The organism is Mycolicibacterium insubricum, assembly GCF_010731615.1.
GTDB lineage: Bacteria > Actinomycetota > Actinomycetes > Mycobacteriales > Mycobacteriaceae > Mycobacterium > Mycobacterium insubricum.
Window position 1 is genome coordinate 1,959,807 of sequence record NZ_AP022618.1, and the last position, 20,953, is coordinate 1,980,759.

At 68.6% G+C, this 20,953-nt stretch carries 21 protein-coding genes and 2 pseudogenes; 15 read left to right on the forward strand and 8 right to left on the reverse strand.

From position 1 onward, the window contains the following. Positions 1 to 12: 12 nt before the first annotated feature. Positions 13 to 882, forward strand: a complete 870-nt coding sequence (locus G6N16_RS09370) for an SDR family oxidoreductase (RefSeq protein WP_083029487.1) — start codon at positions 13 to 15, stop codon at positions 880 to 882. 25 nt (positions 883 to 907) lie between these two features. On the opposite strand, the gene G6N16_RS21960 is transcribed toward G6N16_RS09370, so the two are convergent. Next, positions 908 to 1,030, reverse strand: coding sequence for a DUF8730 family Cys-rich protein (locus G6N16_RS21960; protein ID WP_264026576.1), 123 nt, complete (start codon positions 1,028 to 1,030; stop codon positions 908 to 910). 153 nt (positions 1,031 to 1,183) lie between these two features. On the opposite strand from G6N16_RS21960, the gene G6N16_RS09375 reads away from it, so the two are divergent. Then, a complete protein-coding gene (locus tag G6N16_RS09375; RefSeq protein ID WP_083029488.1) occupies positions 1,184 to 2,041 on the forward strand; it encodes a sulfite exporter TauE/SafE family protein in 858 nt (285 codons plus the stop codon). 60 nt (positions 2,042 to 2,101) lie between these two features. Then, positions 2,102 to 2,374, forward strand: coding sequence for a metal-sensitive transcriptional regulator (locus tag G6N16_RS09380; protein ID WP_083029489.1), 273 nt, complete (start codon positions 2,102 to 2,104; stop codon positions 2,372 to 2,374). A 3-nt stretch (positions 2,375 to 2,377) separates the two neighbouring features. Here G6N16_RS09380 and G6N16_RS09385 read toward each other — a convergent pair whose 3' ends face one another. Beyond that, positions 2,378 to 3,856 (reverse strand): cytochrome P450, encoded by a 1,479-nt coding sequence (locus G6N16_RS09385; protein ID WP_083029490.1) that lies wholly within the window; start codon positions 3,854 to 3,856, stop codon positions 2,378 to 2,380. Positions 3,857 to 3,991: 135 nt separating this feature from the next. Here G6N16_RS09385 and G6N16_RS09390 point away from each other — a divergent pair, with 135 nt between their 5' ends. From G6N16_RS09390 to G6N16_RS21760, 4 genes and pseudogenes are all read left to right on the forward strand, one after another. After that, positions 3,992 to 4,684, forward strand: a complete 693-nt coding sequence (locus G6N16_RS09390; RefSeq protein WP_083029491.1) for a TetR/AcrR family transcriptional regulator — start codon at positions 3,992 to 3,994, stop codon at positions 4,682 to 4,684. Beyond that, positions 4,681 to 5,529: an SDR family oxidoreductase gene (locus tag G6N16_RS09395; protein ID WP_083029492.1), complete on the forward strand. Its 849-nt coding sequence runs from the start codon at positions 4,681 to 4,683 to the stop codon at positions 5,527 to 5,529. The genes G6N16_RS09390 and G6N16_RS09395 overlap by 4 nt, the downstream gene beginning before the upstream one ends. 117 nt (positions 5,530 to 5,646) lie before the next feature. Next, a pseudogene (locus tag G6N16_RS09400) lies at positions 5,647 to 8,109 on the forward strand (ATP-binding cassette domain-containing protein); the annotation flags it as partial. A gap of 270 nt (positions 8,110 to 8,379) precedes the next feature. Next, positions 8,380 to 8,928: pseudogene (locus G6N16_RS21760) on the forward strand (sensor domain-containing protein); the annotation flags it as partial. A 62-nt stretch (positions 8,929 to 8,990) separates the two neighbouring features. Here G6N16_RS21760 and G6N16_RS09405 read toward each other — a convergent pair. Together G6N16_RS09405 and G6N16_RS09410 are read right to left on the reverse strand one after the other, a co-directional pair. Further along, positions 8,991 to 10,172: an AAA family ATPase gene (locus G6N16_RS09405; RefSeq protein WP_083029494.1), complete on the reverse strand. Its 1,182-nt coding sequence runs from the start codon at positions 10,170 to 10,172 to the stop codon at positions 8,991 to 8,993. 58 nt (positions 10,173 to 10,230) lie between these two features. Next, on the reverse strand, positions 10,231 to 10,791 hold the full coding sequence (locus G6N16_RS09410; protein WP_083029495.1) for a TetR/AcrR family transcriptional regulator: 561 nt from the start codon (positions 10,789 to 10,791) through the stop codon (positions 10,231 to 10,233). A gap of 109 nt (positions 10,792 to 10,900) precedes the next feature. Here G6N16_RS09410 and G6N16_RS09415 point away from each other — a divergent pair, with 109 nt between their 5' ends. The 4 genes from G6N16_RS09415 (at position 10,901) to nrdE (ending at position 14,798) form a co-directional block, all read left to right on the forward strand. Next, positions 10,901 to 11,470, forward strand: coding sequence for an NAD(P)H-dependent oxidoreductase (locus G6N16_RS09415; protein ID WP_083029496.1), 570 nt, complete (start codon positions 10,901 to 10,903; stop codon positions 11,468 to 11,470). A 423-nt stretch (positions 11,471 to 11,893) separates the two neighbouring features. Continuing rightward, entirely contained in the window at positions 11,894 to 12,145 is a 252-nt protein-coding gene (gene nrdH, locus G6N16_RS09420) for a glutaredoxin-like protein NrdH (protein ID WP_083029497.1), read from the forward strand. Between the two features lie 71 nt (positions 12,146 to 12,216). Continuing rightward, entirely contained in the window at positions 12,217 to 12,663 is a 447-nt protein-coding gene (gene nrdI, locus G6N16_RS09425; protein ID WP_083029498.1) for a class Ib ribonucleoside-diphosphate reductase assembly flavoprotein NrdI, read from the forward strand. Continuing rightward, positions 12,630 to 14,798, forward strand: a complete 2,169-nt coding sequence (gene nrdE / locus G6N16_RS09430; RefSeq protein WP_083029499.1) for a class 1b ribonucleoside-diphosphate reductase subunit alpha — start codon at positions 12,630 to 12,632, stop codon at positions 14,796 to 14,798. Before nrdI ends, nrdE begins: the two co-directional genes overlap by 34 nt. A gap of 63 nt (positions 14,799 to 14,861) precedes the next feature. Here the strand turns inward: nrdE and G6N16_RS09435 are convergent, their stop codons facing one another. Further along, positions 14,862 to 15,479, reverse strand: coding sequence for a TetR/AcrR family transcriptional regulator (locus G6N16_RS09435; protein ID WP_083029500.1), 618 nt, complete (start codon positions 15,477 to 15,479; stop codon positions 14,862 to 14,864). Positions 15,480 to 15,498: 19 nt separating this feature from the next. Between G6N16_RS09435 and G6N16_RS09440 the strand changes: the two genes are divergently transcribed. Both G6N16_RS09440 and G6N16_RS09445 read left to right on the forward strand, forming a co-directional pair. Then, positions 15,499 to 16,758: a cytochrome P450 gene (locus G6N16_RS09440; protein ID WP_083029501.1), complete on the forward strand. Its 1,260-nt coding sequence runs from the start codon at positions 15,499 to 15,501 to the stop codon at positions 16,756 to 16,758. Then, positions 16,751 to 17,800: an NAD(P)H-dependent amine dehydrogenase family protein gene (locus G6N16_RS09445; RefSeq protein ID WP_083029502.1), complete on the forward strand. Its 1,050-nt coding sequence runs from the start codon at positions 16,751 to 16,753 to the stop codon at positions 17,798 to 17,800. Before G6N16_RS09440 ends, G6N16_RS09445 begins: the two co-directional genes overlap by 8 nt. Before the next feature lie 90 nt (positions 17,801 to 17,890). On the opposite strand, the gene G6N16_RS09450 is transcribed toward G6N16_RS09445, so the two are convergent. Next, a complete protein-coding gene (locus tag G6N16_RS09450; RefSeq protein ID WP_083029503.1) occupies positions 17,891 to 18,655 on the reverse strand; it encodes an SDR family NAD(P)-dependent oxidoreductase in 765 nt (254 codons plus the stop codon). A 185-nt stretch (positions 18,656 to 18,840) separates the two neighbouring features. Beyond that, positions 18,841 to 19,140: a hypothetical protein gene (locus tag G6N16_RS09455; RefSeq protein WP_083029558.1), complete on the reverse strand. Its 300-nt coding sequence runs from the start codon at positions 19,138 to 19,140 to the stop codon at positions 18,841 to 18,843. Positions 19,141 to 19,326: 186 nt separating this feature from the next. On the opposite strand from G6N16_RS09455, the gene G6N16_RS09460 reads away from it, so the two are divergent. Then, on the forward strand, positions 19,327 to 19,785 hold the full coding sequence (locus tag G6N16_RS09460; RefSeq protein WP_083029504.1) for a hypothetical protein: 459 nt from the start codon (positions 19,327 to 19,329) through the stop codon (positions 19,783 to 19,785). 33 nt (positions 19,786 to 19,818) lie between these two features. Here the strand turns inward: G6N16_RS09460 and G6N16_RS09465 are convergent, their stop codons facing one another. Continuing rightward, a complete protein-coding gene (locus G6N16_RS09465; protein WP_083029505.1) occupies positions 19,819 to 20,205 on the reverse strand; it encodes a DUF5997 family protein in 387 nt (128 codons plus the stop codon). Positions 20,206 to 20,233: 28 nt separating this feature from the next. Between G6N16_RS09465 and G6N16_RS09470 the strand changes: the two genes are divergently transcribed. Next, positions 20,234 to 20,947 carry a LysR family transcriptional regulator substrate-binding protein gene (locus G6N16_RS09470; protein WP_083029506.1) on the forward strand — a complete coding sequence of 238 codons (714 nt, stop codon included), beginning with the start codon at positions 20,234 to 20,236 and terminating at the stop codon, positions 20,945 to 20,947. The last annotated feature ends 6 nt before the right edge of the window (positions 20,948 to 20,953 follow it).

Here is a 20,953-nt window from a genome sequence, read left to right on the forward strand (position 1 = left end):
GAGGGGAAATCGATGGGTGTCTACGCGGTAACCGGTTCGGCGTCGGGGATGGGTGCGCAGGTCGCCGGCAGGCTGACGGCCGCCGGGCACACCGTGATCGGCGTGGATCTGCGCGACGCCGACGTCGTCGCCGATCTTTCCACGCCCGCGGGCCGGGTCACCGCGATCGCCGGGGTGCTGGCCGCCTGCGGCGGCCGGCTGGACGGGGCGGTGCTGGCCGCCGGTGTCGGACCCACACCGGGTGCCGGGCGGGCCCGGCTGATCTTCGAGATCAACTACGCCGGTGTGGTGGAATTGCTGACGGCATGGCGGCCGGCGCTGGCCGCGGCAGCGGTCGAGGCTCCGGTGAAAGTCGTTGTGGTGGCCAGTAATTCAACGACCACCGTGCCGATGGTGCCGCGGCGGGCCATCCGGGCGCTGCTGGCCGGGGACGCCGAGAAGGCGGCCGGGGTGATGCGCTGGTACGGGCCGGCGGCGCCGTCGCTGGCGTATGCCGCATCCAAGATCGCGGTGTCGCGCTGGGTGCGCCGCACCGCGGTGACCGACCCCTGGGTGGGTGCGGGCATCCGGCTCAATGCCATCGCACCGGGCGCGATCTTGACCCCGCTGCTGGAGAAGCAGCTGGCGACCCCGAGCGAGGCCCGGGCCATCCGGGCTTTCCCGGTACCCGTCGGCGACTTCGGCGATCCCGGGCAACTCGCCGACTGGATGCTGTTCATGCTCTCGGACGCCGCCGACTTCCTGTGCGGCAGCGTCATTTTCGTCGACGGTGGCTCGGACGCCTATCTGCGGGCCAACTCCTGGCCCAAGGCGGTTCCGGCTGTCGGCGTGCCGGGCTATCTGTGGAAATTCTTGCGGCACCGCATGCGCGGCTCGTCGTAGCCCGACGCGTAGCCGACAGCGACGCTCACTTGCGCGGGCAGGTGCACCACTGCTGCAGCGGCACCTTGGCCCGCACCTCGTCGACATGCAGGCCGCAGCCGTCCCAGGTGGTCTTGCCGCATTTGGGGCAGGTGACGGGGTAACACATCGTCGGGCTCCTCGGGTTCGTCGGTCGCTCGCGGCGAGGCCGCCGCGAAACCATGTCGCCAATATACCCCGTTGGGTATACAGTGGGTGGTGAACATACCCTGCCGGGTATGCGCCGAGGGAGGTTGTCGATGAGCACGGGACCGGTGTCGTCGTGATCTGGTTGGCCGTCGCACTGTCGGTGCTGGTCGGGGTGAGCCTCGGCCTGCTCGGCGGTGGCGGCGCGATCCTGATGGTGCCGCTGCTGGTCTACGTCGCCGGGCAGTCGCCCAACGACGCGATCGCGACGTCGCTGCTGGTCGTCGGCGTGACCAGCGTTGTCGCCGTGATCAGCTACGCGCGGGCCGGTCAGGTCCGGTGGAAGGTCGCGGCGATCTTCGGCGTCGCGGCGATGGCCGGCGCATACGCCGGTGGCCTGCTGTCGCACTACATCCCCGGCTCGGTGCTGCTGGTGATGTTCGCGGTGGTGATGATCGGTGCGGGAGTAGCCATGCTGAGGCCGCGCACGGCCGCCGCCGAGGACCATCCGCTGCGCCCGGTCCGGGCGGTGATGCTCGGTGCGGTGGTCGGTGTGATCAGCGGCCTGGTGGGCGCCGGCGGGGGATTCCTGCTGGTCCCCGCGTTGGCGCTGCTGGCGGGGCTGCCGATGCAGTCCGCGGTGGGCACCTCGCTGTTGATCATCGCCATGCAGTCGTTCGCCGGGCTGGGTGGCCACCTGGCGTCGGTCGGGATCGACTGGCCGGTGGCCGGGATGATCACCGCCGCGGCGGTGATCGGTGCGCTGATCGGCGCTCCGCTGGCCGAGCGGATCCCGCCGGAGCGGCTGCGGTCCCTGTTCGGCTGGTTCGTGCTGCTGATGGCCGCGTTCGTGCTGGGCGCCGAGGTGCATCCGGCGCTGGGCCTGGGCATCGCCGCCCTGACGGTGGCGGCCATGGCCGCTCAGCTGGTGTGTGCCCGCACCGGACACTGCCCGCTGCGTCGCTGGCTGGGCGGCGGGGTGGTCGCGACGTGAGGCGCACAGATACCCCCGTGGGTACACTGACATCAACTGTTCTCGGATGAGGAGCTGACCATGTTGGCCGACGAAGATGCGATTGCCGCGGTGCTCAACCGGCTGCGGCGTGCCCAGGGGCAGCTGGCGGGCGTCATTTCGATGATCGAAGCGGGCCGCGACTGCAAGGACATCGTGACCCAGCTCGCCGCGGTGTCCAAGGCGCTGGACCGGGCGGGGTTCAAGATCGTGGCCACCGGGCTGCGCGAATGCGTGCTCGGCGTCCAGGAGGACGGCCAGCAGCCGCCACTGAGCCAGGACGAGCTGGAAAAGCTGTTCCTGGCGCTGGCCTGAGAGCTACAGCGGCCGCAACCTCAGCGGCATGCCGTCGACCGGCACCGCCATCCCGCCGTAGTCGTAGGTGGGCCGGTACCCCGGATGCGGTAGTTCCAGCCGGTAGCGGCTCAGCAGCCGGTGCATGACGGTCTTGATCTCGAACTGGCCGAACACCATGCCGATGCACTTGTGCGCGCCGCCGCCGAACGGCGCGAACGCATACCGGTGCCGCTTGTGTTCGCTGCGTGGTGCGGCGAACCGCTCCGGGTCGAACCGCTCCGGGTCGGTCCATAGTTCCGGCAGCCGATGGTTGATCCCCGGCCAGGTGACCACGTCGGTACCGGCCGGGATGAAGTGGCCCATGACCTCGGTGTCGCGCACCGCCTGCCGGAAGTTGAACGGCAGCGGGGTCTGCATCCGCAGCGACTCGTTGATCACCAGGTCGTAGGTCTCCAGCTGTTCCAGCGTGTCGATGTCCAGCGGTGCGTCGCCGATGTGGGCCGATTCGTCGCGGCAGCGCTGCTGCCACTCGGGGTTGGCGGCCAGGTGGTAGGCCATCGTGGTCAGCGTCGAGGTGGTGGTGTCGTGCGCCGCCATCATCAGGAAGATCATGTGCGCGATGACCTGCTCGTCGGTGAAGCTGCGCCCCTCCTCGTCCTGGGCGTGGCACAGCACGCTGAACATGTCGTTGCTGGCCGACCGGCGTTTCTCGGCGATCCGGCCGGCGAAATAGTCCTCCAGGACCTTGCGGGCCCGGATGCCGCGCCACCAGGTCAGCGGCGGCACCGGCTTGCGGACGATCGCGTTGCCGGCCCGGGTGACCATGGTGAACGCCTCGTTGATGGTCGTCACCAGCTTGTGGTCGGTGCCGGCCGGATGACCCATGAAGACCTCGGAGGCGATGTCCAGCGTCAGTTTCTTGAACGCCGGGTAGCTCAGGAAGCGCGGATCGTCGGCGACCCAGTCGTCGGCCAGCACCCGCGTCGACACCGAGTCGATATGCGGGATGTAGCCGGCCAGCCGGGGCCGGGTGAACGCCTCCTGCATGATCCGCCGGTGGTAGAGGTGTTCGTCGAAATCGAGCAGCATCAGGCCGCCGTCCAGGAACGGTCCGATGACCGGATCCCAGCCGCGCTGCGAGAAGTCCTTGTTGCGGTTGGTGAACACCGCCTGGGTTGCGTCGGGCCCCAGCAGCATCACCGACGACAGTGCGGGGGACTTCGCGTAGTAGACCGGGCCGTGCTTGCGGTAGATCTCCAGCACGAAATCCGGGCCGCCGCGGAAGATCTCGATCATGTGGCCGAGGATGGGCAGCCCCGAGTCGCCGACCACGGGCTTGAGGCCGCTGCCGGGTGGCGGCTCGGCCAGCACGATCTGATCCCAGTCTTTCTCCCGGAGCCGCTTGTCCACCGCCGCCATGCCGGGGATGTTCACCGGTGTCGGCTTGAGACGTCGCTTGGCCCGATCGAACAGGTAGTGCGGGGTGCTGATGGTGGCCAACGTCGCTCCTCGAGGTAGGGCGGGCGGACGGCCCACGCCACGGAACGTGGCGCGGATCACTCACAGATATCGTGCCGGGCGAACTTGACAGCTGTCAAGTTTTTTTCCGGCGCGTCGTGAGGCATCGTTGACCGGATGGACGAAGATCAGGGTTCCCACGTGGTGACCGAGCCGCGTAGCCGCGGTGACCGGCAACGCGAGGCGATCGTGGCCGCCGTCCGGGAGTTGCTGCAGGAAAAGGAGTTCGCCGATCTGTCGGTGAGCACCATCAGCGACCGCGCCGGGGTCGCCCGTTCGGGCTTCTACTTCTACTTCGACTCCAAATACGCCGTGCTGGCCCAGATTCTGGCGGAAGCCACCGCCGAGTTGCAGCGGCTGACCGAATCCTTCGCCCCCCGAGGTGCCGACGAGTCACCGGCGGAATTTGCCCGCCGCATGGTGGCCAGCGCCGCGCTCGCCTTCGCCCACAACGACCCGGTGGTGACCGCGTGCCGGCGTGCCCGGGAAACCGACGCCGAGATCCGGGAGATCCTGGACGGTCAGATCGACGTCCTGGTCGGTCAGATCGTCGCGTTGGTCCGCGCGGAGGTGCAGGACGGCACCGCCCGCCCGATCAGTGACGACCTGGAGGCGCTGATCCGGGTGTTGAGTGCGACTTCGTCGTTCATGTTGTCCGGTGACCCCACGTTCATCGGCCCGGAGCGCAACCGTGATGGCGCGCTGGCCGTGTTGGAACGACTGTGGCTGTATTCGCTCTGGGGTGGCGGCGCCGAACCGTTACCGCCGGTATCGCCAACACCGCTTCCGCCGGTATCGTCAACGGGATGAGCAAATCTTTCGCCGGCCAACGTTGCCTGGTGACCGGCGCCGCCAGCGGAATCGGACGGGCCGTGGCCCTGCAACTGGCCCGGGACGGCGCCGAGCTGTATCTGACCGATCGCGATCCCGACGGGCTGGCCGCCACCGCCGCCGACGCCCGCGCACTGGGTGCCTCGGTGCCGCAGGCCCGCGCCCTCGACATCTCCGATTACGACGCCGTCGCCAACTTCGGTGCCGATATCCACACCCAGCACGGATCGATGGACCTGCTGTTCAACATCGCCGGGGTGTCGGCCTGGGGCACCGTCGACCAGCTCACCCACCGGCAGTGGCGGTCCATGGTCGACATCAACCTGATGGGCCCGATCCACGTCATCGAGACGTTCATCCCGCCGATGATGGCCGCCGGCCGCGGTGGACAACTGGTCAACGTCTCCTCAGCCGCCGGCCTGGTGGCGCTGCCCTGGCATGCCGCCTACAGCGCCAGCAAATACGGACTGCTCGGGGTTTCCGAGGTGCTGCGCTTCGACCTGGCCCGGCACCGCATCGGGGTGTCGGTGGTGGTCCCCGGCGCGGTGCGCACCGGGCTGGTCAAGACCGTCGAGATCGCCGGCGTCGACCGCGATGACCCGAAGGTCGACCGCTGGGTGCAGCGGTTCGGCGGACACGCCATCTCCCCGGAACGCGCGGCCGAAAAGACCCTCGCGGGTGTGGCGCGCAACCGCTTTCTCATCTACACCTCGCCCGACATCTGGGCGCTGTACGCCTTCAAACGGTGGGCGTGGTTCCCGTACAGCTTCACCATGAAGCGCGTGAACGTGTTGTTCTCCCGGGCGCTGCGGCCGCGCGGCTGAGGCCGGTTTCCCGCATTGGCGTACCGGTTGGGCGCCCCACCCTGGCAGTATTTGAGTTTGTCGCAGTGATCAGCCGCAGGCGACGCAGTGCGTCGCCCGACAGACGGGACTACGGGGATGGTCGATGTGGGGGCCGCGGCGCCGCTCACCGTGCGCATGGGGTCGGCGATCCATACCTTCCCCGCGGGCCGCGAGGTCCTGGTGGGCCGCAACCCGGCCTGTGACATCCGCATCGACGCCGCTCAGGACCTGATCTCGCGCACCCACCTGGTGCTGCACACCGAGGGCGCCGACTGGGTTGCCGAGGATCGCAGCAGCAACGGCATCTTCGTCGACGGCAACCGGGTGTCACGGGTCCCGATCACCGACGACGTCGCCATCGCTCTCGGCGCCCCCGACGGCCCGCGCCTGACCTTCCAGCTCAGCACCACCATCATCCGACTCGCCGACGTGCACGCGCTGGGATGCGCCCAGACCGGGCCCCGGTCCGGACCCGTGGGCCCGCCGCCGCAACCGCCGGCACCCCCGCGACCCGCGCCGATGGCGCCCCGACCGATGCCCCCGCAGCCCGGTGTCCCTATCGGGCCGGGGGACATGCGCACCCCGGTGCCCGTCGACAACGACACCGTGTCCCGGATGACCAACGTGGTCAAGCGGGTGTTGCCGCAGCGCCCGGCCGGCCCGCCGCCGGGAGCGGTGGTGATCGGGCGCGCCGAGGACAGCGGCGTCGTCGTCGTCGATGCGCTGGCCTCCCGCCTGCACGCCTTCCTGGTGCGGACCCCCGCCGGCGTCGAAATCCGGGACAACTCCAGCAACGGCACGTTCGTCAACGGTGCGCGGATCATGACCGCCCTGCTGACCCCCGGTGACGTCGTCACCATCGGTAACACCGACCTCACCTTCAACGGGACCACCCTGGTGCCCCGGGAGGCCGCGCCACACACCGCCGGGGTCGCCGCATACCGGGTCGGCCTGACCGTGGAGGACGACAAGGCACTGCTGCAGGACGTGTCGTTCCAGGCCCGGCCGGGCACCCTGACCGCGGTGATCGGCCCGTCGGGAGCGGGCAAATCCACGCTCATCCGGGTGCTCGGCGGCGGTGACCACCCCACCACCGGCTGGGTCAGCTTCGACGGGCACGACGTGCACGCCGAGTACGCCTCGCTGCGCTCCCGCATCGGCGTGGTGCCGCAGGACGACGTCGTGCACCGCCAGCTGACCGTGCAGCGCGCCCTGCAGTACGCCGCCGAACTGCGGCTGCCACCGGACACCAGTCGCGACGACCGGGACCGGGTCATCGCCGACGTGCTGGCCGAGCTGGAACTCACCGAGCATCGCGACACCCGCATCGACAAGCTGTCCGGCGGTCAGCGCAAACGGGTGTCGGTGGCGATGGAGCTGCTGACCGGGCCCTCGCTGCTGATCCTCGATGAGCCCACCTCCGGACTGGACCCGGCGCTGGACCGCCATGTGATGGCGATGTTGCGCCGACTGGCTGACGCCGGCCGGGTGGTCGTCGTCGTCACCCACTCGCTGACCTACCTCAACGTGTGCGACCAGGTGCTGCTGCTGGCCCCGGGCGGCAAGACCGCCTACGCCGGCGCGCCGGGCGCCGTCGCGGCCGCCATCGGCACCTCGGACTGGGCCGACATCTTCGCCTGGATCTCCACCGATCCCGACGGCGCGCACTCGGCGTTCCTGGCCCGCTCCGGCTACACCACGCCGCCCGAGCCCGCGCTGACCGGCGGCCCGATGGGATCCCCGGCCGCTACCAGCCTGCGCCGCCAGCTCTCCACGGTGGCGCGGCGCCAGTTCCGGCTGATGCTGGCTGACCGGGCGTACTTCGTCTTCCTGGCCCTGCTGCCGTTCGTGCTGGGTTCGCTGGCGCTGGTGGTGCCCGGCCACACCGGCCTGGGCCGGGCCTCGTCGAGCAGTTCGTCGCCGCAGCAGGCCGCGCAGCTGTTGATCCTGCTCAACATCGCGGTGGTGTTCATGGGCACCGCGCTGACCATCCGGGACCTGGTGGGCGAGCGGGCGATCTTCCGGCGGGAACAGGCCGTCGGGCTGTCCGCCTCGGCGTATCTGGCTGCCAAGTTCGTGGTCTACGCGTTGGCGGCGGCGATCCAGACGGCGGTGCTGCTGGTGATCGTGGTGGCCGGCCAGGGCGGCCCGACCCAGGGGGCGGTGCTGCTCGGCAGCCCGGTACTGGAGCTGTACGTGGCGCTGACGGCGACCGCCATCGCGTCGGCGGTGCTGGGTCTGCTGCTGTCCTCGCTGGCCAGATCCACCGAGCAGATCCTGCCGATGCTGGTGGTCACCATCATGCTGTCGATCGTCTTCGCCGGCGGCATGATCCCGGTGACCGGGCGTATCGGGCTGACCCAGCTGTCCTGGTTGCTGCCGGCCCGCTGGGGCTATGCGGCGACCGCCTCGACGATCGACCTACTCAAGGCCTCGCCGCTGGAGACCAATAAGGACCAGCTGTGGTTCCACGAGGCGCGCTGGTGGCTGCTGGACATGGCTGCACTGGTGGTGCTCACACTGGCCTACGGCGCTGCGCTGCGCTGGCGGCTGCGGTTGCCGCGGCTGCGTGCGACGGTCGCGCGCCCGGTGCCCGGGGCTGCCGCACCGGGTGCCCCCACCGACACCGGACCCCGACCGGCCGCGGCGGCGGGCAAGGAGCGTTCCGCCGTGCGCTGGGCAGCGGTCATCGGCATCGTCGCGGTGATCGCGCTGGTGCTGACCGGGCTGTCGGTGATCACCCGCGACAGCGGCACCCGCAAGGTCAGCGTCGGCGCGTCGTGGGAGTCCGACGACGACAAGCCGGCCAAACAGCCGGTGGCCGAGGACCAGCTGGCGGGCCTGCTGATGTCGCCGTCGGCCCTGGGTTCGGAGATGTCCTCGTCGCCGATGGGAAAGGCCACGCCGGCCCGGTTCGACAAGCCGCGCACGACGGCCATCACACCGCCGGACTGCACCAGTGCCGTGGAGGTGGCCAGTGCTTCGGTCTACACCGCCGATTCCGGCTTCACCGCGCTGGCCGGCCAGACCGTGATCGACCCCACCGAACCCAACCGCATGGTCGAGGAGGCGATGGTGGCGTTCCCGGATGCCGACGCCGCCGGCTCCTTCGAGGACGACCTGGGTTCGTCCTGGCGGCACTGCGACCACTCGGTGGCGACGTTCCCCGGCGCCGACGGGGCGCCGGTGTCGGTCAGCATCGGTGGCTACGAGAGTGTCGACGACCGCACGACGATCCTGTTGTCGATGCCCGGGCGGATCTGCCAGCGCGCGATGCAGGCCGTCTCCAACGTCGTCATCGATGTCCGCAGCTGCGCGCCGGAACCGGGCAAACAGGCCGCCGAGATCGTCAAGCGGATTTCCAACAACATCCGGTAGGCGCTGGAGGTCGGGCGGTGTGACAGAGAGTAATCGCGGAGCGCCACTTGGCTTTTCGGTCATCAGCGCGATCCCCAGTGCCAGGGTGGCGCGTCCAGCAGACCCTGACCGCGGATCAGTGTCTCGCCCAGGTCCTTGTACAGCTCGAGTTCTACGGCGTCGCTGTCGCCGGACGGGTCACCGACCGCACCCAGGGCATCGCGCAGTGCGGCCGAATGCGTCACCACCACAACCTGGGTGGACCGCGACGCGGCGACGATCAACCGGCCCAACGGCGCCAGCAGCTCCGGGTGCAGACTGGTCTCCGGCTCGTTGAGCACCATCAGCGACGGCGGCTCGGGACTCAGCAGGGCGGCCGACCACAACAGGAAACGCAGTGTGCCGTCGGACAGTTCGGCCCCGCGCAGCGGGCGCAGCAGACCCGGCTGGGACAGCGCGACGTCGAACAACCCCTCCCGCACGGTGACCGCCACCGTGGCACCGGCGAAGGCATCGGCCACGGCGTCGGCCAGACGGTCCGCACCGGTGGATTCGATGATGGTCTGCAGCGCGGCGGCCAGGTCGCGACCGTCGTCGGCCAGCACCGGGGTGCGGGTACCCACCTGCGGCAGTCGGGCGGGGGCATCGGCGTCGGCGCGGAAACCGTCGTAGAACCGCCACCCGCGCAACCGGTCGCGCACCGCGGCGAGTTCGGGCAGTGCCGCGGGCTGGGCGTATTCGGCCAGCACGCTGCGATAGCTGGGCAGGCCCTGGGTCAGTTTCGCGAACTCGCCCGAGTCGTCGCGGGCCGCGGCATACGGGCCGTCGCGGTGCACCAGGGTGCCGGCCGGGCGCAGCGCCGGCCCGGCGAACACCGCCTCCCGCTTGATCTCCGGGTCACGGCTGAACTCCGAATTGTGGCCGGCATAGACCGGCAGGCCGAGATCGATCAGATAGCCGAAGTCGTCGGCGGAAAACCCCAGGGCCAGCGACACCGGCTCGCTGCGGGCGGTGCCCTGCACCCGGCCGGTACTGCGCGCCGCACCGAGGGTCTCCGGGCCGGCCCACAGCGCCGAGCCCAGCCCGCCCTCGCGGGCCAGTGACCCGATCACCTCGCCGCGGCCGCAGTCGGCGAGCAGGCGCAGCGCCCGGTAGGTGCTCGACTTACCGGATCCGTTGGCACCGGTGATCACGGTCAGCCCGCGCAGCGGCAGCACCAGGTCGCGCAGCGAACGGTAGCCGCGGATGGCGACGGTGGAGAGCATGCCCCGACCCTAGACACCGGGACCGACAGCCGGCGGTGGCCGCCGGCGCTGCGGTCGGTCAGTGGCCGCAGAGCTTGGTCGCGACCGACTGCCAGGCCCGGATCTGTTCGTCCAGGGTGTGCCCGGCGTCCAGGCGGGCCTGGATGTAGTCGGCGTCGAACAGTGCGGTGAGGGCGTCGGCCTGGGCGTCCAGGTCGCCGGTGGTGCCGGCCGCGGCGAGCAGGATGCGGATGTGGGTGCGCAGGACGGAATCCGGTGGATTGTCCGGCGGCCGAGGACCGCGGGTGAGGCTGCTGAGCAGGTCGTGGTGACGGTGGGCGAACCGGATCCGGTGCTCGCCGAAGGCACACAGCCGGGCCGGCGGTGGGGCGCCGGGGCCCAGGGGCGGCGGGCCGAACAGGAAGGCCTGCTGACTGGCCTGTTCGTCCTCGTCGAGCAACACGGCCATCAGCTCGGCGCGGCTGCCGAACCGGCGGAACAACGTGCCCTTGCCGACGCCCGCAGTGGTGGCGACGTCGTCCATGGTGACGTTGGCCGCGCCGTGCTCGGCGATCAACCGGCGTGCGGCGTCGAGTAGCCGGGTGCGGTTGCGGGCGGCATCAACGCGTTCCGGCACCATGGTGCGGAAGTCTAGCCCGGCCGGAAATAAACCGGACCGGAGTCCGGTTATTCTCGGCGAAATGCCGGGGAGCCTTCCGGCCGGGACCGTCACTGAAGGGCGTACGACCATGACGAACACTCACATCCTGATCCTGCTGGGCAGCCTGCGGGCGGCTTCGGTGAACCGCCAGCTGGCCGAGGTGGCCGTCGGCGGCGCCCCGGAGCGGGCGGGCGTCGCGGTCTACGGCGACGGGCCGGGCGGGGCAGGTCTGGGGGAGGTGCCGTTCTACAACGAGGATCTCGACGTCGACGAGCATCGGCCCGCGGCAGCCGTGGCGCTGCGCGCGGCGGTCGAGGCCGCCGACGCCGTCCTGATCGTCACCCCCGAATACAACGGTGGGGTTCCGGCGACGGTGAAGAACGCCATCGACTGGCTGTCGCGGCCCTACGGCGACAGCGCGCTCAAAGGCAAGCCGGCCGCGGTGATCGGCACCGCGCTGGGCCGTTTCGGCGGAGTGTGGGCGCATGACGAGGTCCGCAAGTCGCTCGGCATCGCCGGGGCCCGGGTCGTCGAATCGGTGACCCTGTCGCTGCCGGCCAAGCAGCTCGACGGCCGGCACCCGGGGGACGTCGACACCGTCGCCGCCGCGGTCCGCGAAGCCGTCGAGGCGCTGGCCGGCGCGGTGACCCCCGACTGAATCGACTTTGCTGGCGCAACCGGGCTCCGGTGCCGGGCGGGTTTGTCGGTGGTCACTGCTAGACAGAGAGTGGGCGACGGCAACCGGAACACCGGGCTCGGCGCGTTGTGATCGGCGACACGCCGGAGACGGGGCCGAAAAACCCGCGGGAGGTGCTTACGACCTGGGAATTTCACGAATGTTGTTCAGAACATCTTGTATCTCTTCGCTTTGTCGGCCACTAGGTGTAGTGTTCGAGACGCCAACAGGCCGCAAGTGTCCAACACCGGAAAGTCCGTCGAATCCGATCCCTCACCCGCGGGTGAGCAGCGGAAATCACGGACCGGTGTGCAGGGGATTCGGGGGTCGGGAGGCCCGTGGACCGGCTCTCGGCCGACCCGCATGAATACCTGTACCAGTTTCGCTGAGGGGAGCCTGCCGAACATGAGCCAGCCGTCGATCACCGTGTACACCAAGCCCGCGTGTGTGCAGTGCAATGCCACCTACAAGGCGCTGGACAAGCAGGGCGTGGCCTACGACATCGTCGACATCACCGTCGACACCGAGGCCCGTGACTACGTGATGGCGCTGGGCTACCTGCAGGCGCCGGTCGTGGTGGCCGGCTCCGAGCACTGGTCGGGCTTCCGGCCGGACCGGATCAAGGCGCTCGGCTCGGTCGTCGCCGCCACGGCCTAGCCACCGGCCAGCACGTCCGGTGGGGCCGCACCGTCCCCGCCGGCACCAGCCGATCAACCCGGGAGAAAACCATGGCGCACCTCGTCTACTTCTCCAGCGTGTCGGAGAACACCCACCGATTCGTCGAGAAGCTGGAACTGCCGGCCACCCGGATCCCGCTGCACGGCCGCATCGAGGTCGACGAGCCCTACGTGCTGGTCCTGCCGACCTACGGCGGAGGCCGGGCCAACGGCCCGGATCCCGACGCCGGGGGATACGTCCCCAAGCAGGTCATCGCGTTTTTGAACAATGAACACAACCGGTCGCTGATCCGGGGCGTCATCGCCGCGGGCAACACCAACTTCGGAGCCGAATTCGGCTACGCCGGCGATGTGGTCGCCCGCAAATGCGGCGTCCCCTACCTCTATCGATTCGAACTCATGGGAACCGTGGACGACGTCTTCGCCGTCCGCGCGGGACTGGAAGAATTCTGGAAGGAACTCCCGTGTCACCAACCGTCACAGCTGCAGAGCCGGTAACCACCAGCGTGCACGCCCTCCCGGGCGAAACGGATTATCACGCGCTCAACGCGATGCTGAATCTGTACGACGCCGACGGCAAGATTCAGTTCGACAAGGACGTCCTCGCCGCCCGCGAGTACTTCCTGCAGCACGTGAACCAGAACACCGTCTTCTTCCACAATCAGGACGAGAAGCTCGACTACCTGATCACCCACGACTACTACGAGCGCGAGGTGCTCGACCAGTACAGCCGCAACTTCGTCAAGACGCTGACCGACCGGGCGTATGCCAAGAAGTTCCGGTTCCCGACCTTCCTGGGCGCGTTCAAGTACTACACCAGCTACACGCTGAAGACCTTCGACGGCAAGCGTTACCTGGAGCGCTTCGAGGACCGTGTGGTCATGGTGGCGCTGACCCTGGCGTCGGGGGACACCTCGCTGGCCGAGAAGCTGGTCGACGAGATCATCGACGGCCGGTTCCAGCCGGCCACCCCGACGTTCCTCAACTCGGGCAAGAAGCAGCGCGGTGAGCCGGTGAGCTGCTTCCTGCTGCGCATCGAGGACAACATGGAGTCGATTGGCCGTTCCATCAACTCGGCCCTGCAGCTGTCCAAGCGCGGTGGTGGAGTTGCGTTGCTGCTGACCAACATTCGCGAGCACGGTGCGCCGATCAAGAACATCGAGAACCAGAGCTCCGGTGTCATCCCGATCATGAAGCTGCTGGAGGATTCGTTCTCCTACGCCAACCAGCTCGGCGCGCGTCAGGGTGCCGGCGCGGTGTACCTGCACGCGCACCACCCGGATATCTACCGCTTCCTGGACACCAAGCGGGAGAACGCCGACGAGAAGATCCGGATCAAGACGCTGAGCCTGGGCGTGGTGATCCCGGACATCACCTTCGAGCTGGCGAAGAACAACGAGGACATGTACCTGTTCTCGCCGTACGACGTCGAGAAGGTCTACGGGGTGCCGTTCGCCGACATCTCGGTGACCGAGAAGTACCACGAGATGGTCAACGACGCGCGGATCCGCAAGACCAAGATCAAGGCCCGCGAGTTCTTCCAGACCCTGGCCGAGCTGCAGTTCGAGTCCGGCTACCCGTACATCATGTACGAGGACACGGTGAACCGGGCCAACCCGATCAAGGGCAAGATCACCCACTCCAACCTGTGCTCGGAGATCCTGCAGGTCTCCACGCCGTCGGTGTTCAACGAGGACCTGTCCTACGCGCACGTGGGAAAGGACATCTCGTGCAACCTGGGCTCGCTGAACATCGCCAAGGCGATGGACTCACCGGACTTCGCCCAGACCATTGAGGTGGCCATCCGGGCGCTGACCGCGGTGAGCGACCAGACCCACATCGCCTCGGTGCCCTCGATCGAGAAGGGCAACAACGATTCGCACGCCATCGGCCTGGGGCAGATGAACCTGCACGGCTACCTGGCGCGGGAGCGGATCTTCTACGGCTCCGAAGAGGGTGTGGACTTCACCAACATCTACTTCTACACCGTGCTGTACCACGCGCTGCGGGCGTCGAATCGTATTGCGCTGGAACGCGGCCACAAGTTCAAGGGCTTCGAGGAGTCCAAGTACGCGACCGGTGAGTTCTTCGACAAGTACACCGACCAGGTCTGGGAGCCGGCGACGGAGAAGGTGCGAAAGATCTTCGCCGACGCCGAGATCCACATCCCGACGCAGGAGGACTGGCGCAAGCTGAAGGAGTCGGTGGCCGCGCACGGTATCTACAACCAGAACCTGCAGGCCGTCCCGCCGACCGGGTCGATCTCTTACATCAACCACTCCACCAGCTCGATCCACCCGGTGGCATCCAAGATCGAGATCCGCAAGGAAGGCAAGATCGGTCGCGTCTACTACCCGGCTCCGTACCTGACCAACGACAACCTGGAGTACTACCAGGACGCGTACGAGATCGGCTACGAGAAGATCATCGACACCTACGCCGCGGCCACCCAGCACGTGGACCAGGGGCTGAGCCTGACGCTGTTCTTCAAGGACACCGCCAACACCCGCGAGGTCAACAAAGCGCAGATCTACGCCTGGCGCAAGGGAATCAAGACGCTCTACTACATCCGGCTGCGTCAGATGGCCCTGGAGGGAACTGAGGTGGAGGGCTGCGTCAGCTGCATGTTGTAGTGTCACAATAGATTTCGCGGGCCAGAGGAGAAATCTTCTGGCCCGCGGTCTGTTTCGAGGAGGCTAACCCTCGGAGTCGCGCCCGGTCGGTGTCCGGGCCGACCGGAGCCCGGCCACCAGCCGTGACAGGGCGGTCCCGGCATCGGCGCGCACCGCGGTCCGGTCCTCGGCGGTGGCGATCAGCAGCGCTGTGTCGTTGACCAACATCAGCAGGATCATCGCCAGCGGCCGGGTCGGCTGGTCGTCGATCACGCCCGCCTCGATGGCGTCGCGGATGCGCGCTTCGATCGGCGCCAGCCCGCGCGCCTGTTCGGCCCGAAGCCAGCGGGTCGGGCCGAACAACGCCGGCCCGTCGACGAGCAACGCCTGGATGTCGGGCGCGGCCGCGACGACGTCGAGGAAGCCCAGGAGCACGTGCTGGAGGTCGGTCAGCGGGTCGCCCGAGGTGAGCTGCGCGCCGGACAGCGACGAGGACAGCTGCTGTTGCACCTCGTCGAAGACCGCGAGGAACAACTCCTCGCGGTTGGGGAAGTGGGCGTAGAACGCCCCCCGGGTACCGACTCCGGCGGCCGTGACGATGTCCGACGTGCTGGTGGCAAAGAACCCGCGCTCGGCCCACAGCTCCCGGGCCGCGGCCACGATCGCCGCGCGTGTGGCTAGGGCCTGTTGCTGACGGTTCACGGCTGTTACGGTAACTCACATGCAGACTGCATCTGAAATCATGGCAGCCCCGGATGCCGGATCGGGTGATGACGACAGAGCGTGGCAGCTTTTTGAGACCTTCAACCTGCTGTGCGGCTTCGGGCAGCCCGCGCCCTATCCGGCCTATGCCGCCCTACGGTCGGAATCGCCGGTGCACGCCGGACTGCCCCATCTGGGTATGCCGGGGAACTCGGCCGACGCCGCGCCGGTGTTCAGCGTCTACGGCTACGACGCCGCCGTGGCGGCGCTGCGCGACACCGACACGTTCAGTAGCATCGCCTACCACGACATGATCGGAAAGGTCATGGGGCGCTCGGTGATCGAAATGGACCCGCCCGAACACCGCGAGTACCGGCACCTGCTGCAGCCGTCGCTGGGGCCGAAGACGATGGACACCTGGCAGTCGCGGTTCGTGACGCCACTGCTGACCACGATGACCACCGAGCTGCGTCCCGCCGGACGGGCCGATCTGGTCCGCGGCTTCCTGTTCGACTTTCCCATGCGGACCTTCGCCGCCATCCTCGGATTGCCCGACGATCAGCGTGCCGAATTCCACTACACCGCAATCAAACTCGTTGCACAGTCCTATGACATCGACAAAGGCCGGGCGAGTGCGGATCGGTTGGGTGAGATGTTCGCCTCGGTGCTCGAAGAACGGCGCCGCCACCCGACCGACGACCTGATCTCGGTCCTTGTGCACGCCGAGCATGACGGCAAACGGTTGACCGACGAGGAGATCTACTCGTTCCTGCGCCTGCTGCTGCCGGCCGGAGCCGAGACCACCTACCGTTCCTCGTCGTCGCTGTTGGTGGCGCTGCTGTCGGACGCCGACCAACTCGACGCGGTCCGTGCGGATCCGGCCGCCCTGAGCGCCGCGGTCAACGAAGCGGTCCGTTGGGAGACGCCGCTGCAGTTCGTCCCCCGACGGGCCACCCGCGACACCGAACTGGGGGGAGTGGCCATCCCGGCCGGCGCGACCGTCCAGGTGGTGATCGGCGCGGCCAACCACGACCCGGTGCGGTGGGAGGACCCGGAGCGCTTCGACCTGCGTCGCCCGTACCGGTCCGCGCTGGCCTTCGGCCACGGCGTCCACATGTGCATCGGCATGCACCTGTCGAAGCTGGAGACCGAGGATCTCGTTCGGGCGCTGCTGGATTCGCTGCCGGGACTGCGTCTGGATCCCGACTGCCCGCCGCCGACGATAGAAGGCACGTTGATGCGCTCCCCGGCGCGACTGAACGTGGTGTGGGATGTCTGAGGCGACGGGCCCGATCCGGGTCGCGCAATGGACCAGCGGCATCGTCGGGGCGAGCGCGATCCGCGCGATACTCGACGATCCGCGGCTGCAGCTGGTCGCGGTGTACAGCCACAGTCCGCAGAAACGCGGGGTCGACGCGGGTGTCCTCGCCGGTCGGGATCCGGTCGGCGTCACGGCAACCGACGACATCGAGGCGATCCTGGCGGCCGAGCCCGATTGCGTCGTCTACATGCCGCACTGGCCCGACATCGCGGAGCTGGAGCGACTCCTGCGCAGCGGAGTCAACGTCGTCACCACCGCGCGGCTGGTCAACGGCCAGTACTACCCCGACGACGCCGGCGCACGATTGTCGGCCGCCGCACAGGAGGGTGCGGCCACGCTGGTCGGAACCGGGATGAATCCGATGCACGTCCCCACGGTGGCGCTGGCCGCAACCGCGATGTGCCGCCACGTCAGCCGGATCAGCGTCACCGAGTCCATGGATTGTTTCCTCTACGGCAACGCGGCCACCTGGTCCGGGTACGGGTTCGGCGGACCGCCGGACACCGAGGCGATCAAAACCACCCTGCTGGCCACCGAACCCGATTACGCCGAGGCCGTCTCGTCGATGGCGCGTGCCATCGGCGTCGAGATCGACGGGATCGACCTGAACGTGGAATGTGCCGTCGCGCTCACCGACCGGGACCTGGGCTTCCTCCAGATCCCGGCCGGTTCGGTGGCCGGGATCGACGCGACCTGGACCGCTACGCGCGCCGGGACGCCGGTGGCAGACCTGCGCACGACCTGGACCCTGGGCACGATCCTGGGTCACCGGCAGGAGCCGGAATGGAAGCTGGCCAACGGCTACCTGGTGAGCATCACCGGGGACCCCAACGTCCGGCTCAAGCTGTCGTTCGCGCCGGCGGATTTCGAGTCGTTCGACATCGGCACCACCACCGCGATGCCGGCCGTCAACGCGATCCCCGGGGTGGTGTCCGCGCCCCCGGGTGTCTTCACGCCGCTGGACCTGCCGCTGGTGACCGGCCGCGCTGCTGGACGGTAGCGCAACCCGATGGCTGACGATCTCATCCTCGCGCCGATCGAATCCGATCGGTTGCGCTGACAGCGTGCGGACGACTGGGCAGTCCGGGAGTTATCCGACCGACATGCCACCGTCGATCGAAATGGTGGCGCCGGTGATGAATCTGCTCGCGTCGGAGGCCAGGAAAACCGCGAGACTGCCGACCTCCTCGGGTTCACCGTAGCGACCCGTCGGGATCGCCGCCTCGAACTGCTTCACCGCTTCCTGAGGAGCCCCCGGTGCCGCGCCTTCCTCGATGGCGCGCATCATCCTGGTGTTGATGGGGGACGGGTGGATGGTGTTCACTCGCACCCCGTTGTCGGCGCATTCGAGTACCGCAGACCGCATCAGACCGACCAGTCCGTGTTTCGTGGCGACGTAGGCCGACAGGCCGGGAAATCCGTGCAGACCGGCGATGGAGGAGGTGACGATGATGCTGCCGCCACCGGATGCGGCCATGGCGGGAATGCCGTGCCGCAGAGAGGAATAAACCCCGCGAAGGTTGACGGCGATCACCCGGTCGAAGACGTCCATCGGGTAGTCGACGATCGGGCTGACCACTCCTTCGATGCCGGCGTTCGCGAACAGCACGTCGAGGCGGCCGTGCTCGGTGACGGTGCGCTGCACGAAACCGCGCACCTGTTCGTCGTCGGTGACATCGGCGGCGATGTAGGACACCGCTCCGCCGATCTCGCGCGCCGCGGCCTCAAGCGCAGGCTCGGAGAGATCGACCAGCACGACGGTGGCCCCCTCCTGCACGTACAGCCTCGCCGTTGCCACGCCGATACCGCCGGCGCCACCGGTGATGATGGCGACCTTGCCGTCCAATGTGCCCATCTGTCCGCCCGCCTATTCGTCGATGGTCGTGCGCCCCGGACGGGTGCGGCTGCCGCGTTTCCAGGCCACCGACCGTGTGATGAACTGAACTGTCCCATGTTGAGGCACCGTGCGGGCGCAATTCGCTCCCCGGCCAGAGAACACCGAGCGGCTTCCCCGCCTCGCCCCAGTGGCGGTTACGGCGGCTACTCGGCCCCGGGCAGACTCTGGATACGCCGGCCCACCCGCGCCAGTGCCTCGTCGAGAACCTCGACCTTCTCGTTGCGCTTCTCATTGGCGGGTTCGGCCGCGCCGCGCGCTCCCTCGGCCTCCACGCGGGCGGCGCCCTGACGCCGCAGCAGGCTGAAGTTCTTTTCCCTCGCCGTTCGGAGTCGGTGCTGCAGATCCTTCAACTGGTGCTCGTCCATCCGGGCCAGCGCCTCGGGATGGCTCTGGGAGACCAGCGAGTCTTCTTCTGCGGTCAGGTTCACGTTGTGGTTGCTCACCGGATGTTCATACCGCACAAAGCAGCGCGCCGCGCCGATGTCCACCGATCGGTCGAGGCAAGTTCCACCACCGGTTCCGCCCATCGGGGGGATCCGCGCGGCGGCAATGTACGGGACAGTTCTCGCTGTCAGTAGTACCGCCTCGAACGCCTGTCCAGAACGAGGCACTTCACATCAGGAGACACCATGAAAAACGCCGTCGCCCAGATCGCGGTCGTCGGAGCAGGGATCGCCGCCGCACTGTCCGGCAGTGCGCTCGCCCACGCCGGGACCATGCCGGTCACCCACCCCGGTGAGCCGACCATCGCGATGACGATCACCAACCACACCGACAAGGTTCAGTACCTGATCAACGACGGGACCAGTCCCAATGGTCAGTGGGTCGACGCACCCGAGAAACTGCTGGCGCCCGGGGCGAGTGAGACGGTGACTGCTGTTGCACCGCAGGGAAACTCACTGGACATGCACGTCGCCTACCGGGTCGGCCTTGGCGGCCCTACCGCCTCCTACGAGGTCAGCAACTCCAAGTCCAACACCAATGTCGCCAATACCGGCGTCACCGGATTCCTGGCGAAGAACTACTGGATCAACCACAATTTCAGCAGCCGTTACCCGAACACCAACGTCGTCTTCGACCTGTGGTGATTGCTCCGACCGGAGCGGCCGTGCGCGACAGAGTCAGCGCTCGCGAGCCTGATCGGCGCGCACGGCCTTGAGGCGTCGCTGCTCGCGCAGCACCTCCTGGTAGCTCTCCCGCTCGGCGGCCAGCCAGTCCGGCTTCTCCGCCAGCAGCGCATCGATCTGCTCGGTGGTCAGCGCCTGCTCCACGCCGCCGCGGGCCAGACCCGAGATCGACACGCCCAGCTTCGCCGCCACCAGGTTCTTCGGGTGCGGACCGTTGCGGCGCAGATCGACCAGCCACTGCGGCGGGTCGGCCGCCAGCGCGGCGAGCTCGGCGCGGGTGATCGGAGTCTGCTGGAACTCGGCGGGCGTCGCCGGCAGGTACACGTCCAGCTTCTTCGCCGCGGTGGCGGGTTTCATGGACTGCGCGTTGGGCCTGCTCATGCGACCAGCCTATCGATAACCTTTCGAGGTGACCCCGCACAACCTGACCCTCGGGTACGTCCCCGGCGCGACGCCGGCGAAGTGGGCCCGCACCTGGGCGCAGCGTCACCGCGAGATTCCGCTGCAGTTGCAGACCGTCGTCGCCGCCGATGCCGCCGACGCGGTGCGATCCGGAGCCTTCGACCTGGCCCTGCTGCGGCTGCCGACCGACACAACCGGTCTGGCCGTCATCGAGCTGTACCGGGAGGCGACGGTGGCCGTCGTCCCGACCGATCACCTGCTCACCGCCGCGGACACGGTCAGCGCCGCAGATCTCGACGGCGAGCCACGGCTCATCCCGCTCGACGACGTCCTCGACTGGCCCGAGGCGCCCGGCGTACCCGTTGACCACCGGCCGGAAACCACCAAGGACGCAACAGAACTCGTCGCGGCCGGAATGGGCGTGCTGATCGTCCCGCAGTCACTGGCCCGGCTGTATCACCGCAAGGATCTGGTCTACCGGCCGATCGCCGATGCGCCGGTCTGCCCCGTCGTACTCGCCTTCGCCGACGGCCCGCAGTCCGCGGCGGTCGAGGAGTTCATCGGCATCGTCCGGGGCCGCAAACCCGGCTCGTCGCGCGGCCCGGCCGAGCCGGCGCCGAAGCGCACCGCGCGGGAGAAAACACTGGCCAAGCAGGCAGCTCGCGCCGCGGCGGGGAGGTCCGCGCGCAAACCGGGCGGAACCGCGCGCGGCAAGCACTGAGGCCGC